Annotated in this window: 1 rRNA gene; it reads left to right on the top strand. The window is 55.1% G+C overall.

The window, feature by feature from the left end:
* Positions 1-86: 86 nt before the first annotated feature.
* Positions 87-2952 (top strand): 23S ribosomal RNA (locus tag KNO92_RS14590); the annotation flags it as partial.

Below are 2952 nucleotides of genomic sequence, written 5' to 3'. Positions count from 1 at the left end.
TTGTTCCTTGAAAACTGAAGATTCATCAAGACATCAAAAACCAATTTCACATATGGTCCGCAATGGACCGTGTGTCTTAGACGCTAGATCAAGGTAGAAAGGGCGTACGGTGGATGCCTTGGCACTAGGAGCCGATGAAGGACGCGACGAACAGCGAAATGCTCTGGGGAGTGGTAAGTACACATCGATCCAGAGATCTCCGAATGGGGGAACCCACCGCCGGGAGACTGGCGGGACACCCACGTGAATACATAGCGTGGCGTGAGGCATACCCGGGGAACTGAAACATCTAAGTACCCGGAGGAAGAGAAAGAAAATTCGATTCCCTGAGTAGCGGCGAGCGAAACGGGAACAGCCCAAACCAGGAAGCATGCTTCCTGGGGTTGTAGGACACTCTACACGGAGTTACAAAGGGATAGGGTAGGTGAACGACCTGGAAAGGTCGGCCAGAGAAGGTGACGGCCCTGTAGCCGAAACCCCATCCCCTCCAGAGTGGATCCTGAGTACGGCGGGACACGTGAAACCCCGTCGGAATCCGGGAGGACCATCTCCCAAGGCTAAATACTTCCTAGTGACCGATAGTGAACCAGTACCGTGAGGGAAAGGTGAAAAGCACCCCGGAAGGGGAGTGAAACAGATCCTGAAACCGTATGCCTACAAGTAGTCAGAGCCCGTTCACGGGTGATGGCGTGCCTTTTGTAGAATGAACCGGCGAGTTACGATGGCGGGCGAGGTTAAGCCGATGAGGCGGAGCCGCAGCGAAAGCGAGTCTGAACAGGGCGCATCAGTCCGTCGTCGTAGACCCGAAACCAGGTGATCTACCCATGTCCAGGATGAAGGTCAGGTAACACTGACTGGAGGTCCGAACCCACGCACGTTGAAAAGTGCGGGGATGAGGTGTGGGTAGCGGTGAAATGCCAATCGAACCTGGAGATAGCTGGTTCTCTCCGAAATAGCTTTAGGGCTAGCCTCGAGGTGAAGAGTTCTGGAGGTAGAGCACTGATTGGACTAGGGGCCCCCACAGGGTTACCGAATTCAGTCAAACTCCGAATGCCAGCAACTTGTACTCGGGAGTCAGACTGCGAGTGATAAGATCCGTAGTCGAGAGGGAAACAGCCCAGACCATCAGCTAAGGTCCCCAAGTGTATGTTAAGTGGAAAAGGATGTGGCGCTGCACAGACAACTAGGATGTTGGCTTAGAAGCAGCCACCATTCAAAGAGTGCGTAATAGCTCACTAGTCGAGTGGCGCCGCGCCGAAAATGTAACGGGGCTAAACATACCACCGAAGCTATGGATCCCGTAAGGGATGGTAGGAGAGCGTTCCAAGCAGCAGTGAAGCGGTATCGTGAGGAGCCGTGGAGCGCTTGGAAGTGAGAATGCCGGTGTGAGTAGCGAAAAGAGGGGTGAGAATCCCCTCCGTCGAAAGCCTAAGGTTTCCTGAGGAAGGCTCGTCCGCTCAGGGTTAGTCTGGACCTAAGCCGAGGCCGAAAGGCGTAGGCGATGGACAACAGGTCGATATTCCTGTACCGCCGTACCACCGTTTGAACGATGGGGGGACGCAGAAGGATAAGGTGACCGTGCGACTGGAAGTGCACGGACAAGCAGCGAGGCCGTCGGGTTGGCAAATCCGCCCGGCACAAGGTTGAGCTGTGACGTGGAGCCCGTAGGGCGAAGCACCGGATTTCACGCTGCCAAGAAAAGCCTCTAGTGAGGAGGTCGGCGCCAGTACCGCAAACCGACACAGGTAGGCGAGATGAGAATTCTAAGACGCGCGGGATAACTCTCGTTAAGGAACTCGGCAAAATGGTCCCGTAACTTCGGGAGAAGGGACGCTTATGGCAACATAAGCCGCAGTGAATAGGCCCAAACGACTGTTTAGCAAAAACACAGGTCTCTGCTAAATCGCAAGATGAAGTATAGGGGCTGACGCCTGCCCGGTGCTGGAAGGTTAAGGGGATGTGTCATCGCAAGAGAAGCACTGAACCGAAGCCCCAGTAAACGGCGGCCGTAACTATAACGGTCCTAAGGTAGCGAAATTCCTTGTCGGGTAAGTTCCGACCCGCACGAAAGGCGTAACGATTTGGGCACTGTCTCAACGAGAGACCCGGTGAAATCATAGTACCTGTGAAGATGCAGGTTACCCGCGACAGGACGGAAAGACCCCATGGAGCTTTACTACAGCCTGATATTGAGGCTTTGTACGCGATGTACAGGATAGGTGGGAGTTTGTGAAGCCGGAGCGCCAGCTTCGGTGGAGACACCCTTGGGATACCACCCTTTGCGTATAGAGTCTCTAACTCGCAGCCGTGATCCGGCTGGAGGACCGTGTCAGGCGGGTAGTTTGACTGGGGCGGTCGCCTCCTAAACAGTAACGGAGGCGCCCAAAGGTTCCCTCAGAATGGTTGGAAATCATTCGAAGAGTGCAAAGGCAGAAGGGAGCTTGACTGCGAGACCTACAAGTCGAGCAGGGACGAAAGTCGGGCTTAGTGATCCGGTGGTTCCGCATGGAAGGGCCATCGCTCAACGGATAAAAGCTACCCTGGGGATAACAGGCTGATCTCCCCCAAGAGTCCACATCGACGGGGAGGTTTGGCACCTCGATGTCGGCTCATCGCATCCTGGGGCTGGAGTAGGTCCCAAGGGTTGGGCTGTTCGCCCATTAAAGCGGTACGCGAGCTGGGTTCAGAACGTCGTGAGACAGTTCGGTCCCTATCCGTCGTGGGCGCAGGAAATTTGAGGAGAGCTGTCCTTAGTACGAGAGGACCGGGATGGACGCACCGCTGGTGTACCAGTTGTTCCGCCAGGAGCATCGCTGGGTAGCTACGTGCGGACGGGATAAGTGCTGAAAGCATCTAAGCATGAAGCCCCCTCCGAGATGAGATTTCCCTTTGAGCAATCAAGAAAGACCCCTCAGAGACGATGAGGTAGATAGGTCATGGGTGGAAGCGTGG

The organism is Exiguobacterium sp. s129 (genome assembly GCF_018617585.1).
In the GTDB taxonomy this organism is placed as follows: Bacteria; Bacillota; Bacilli; order Exiguobacteriales; family Exiguobacteriaceae; genus Exiguobacterium; species Exiguobacterium aestuarii_A.
The sequence above is the reverse complement of the archived record's forward strand: the minus strand, read 5'-3'. Positions and strand labels throughout refer to the sequence as shown.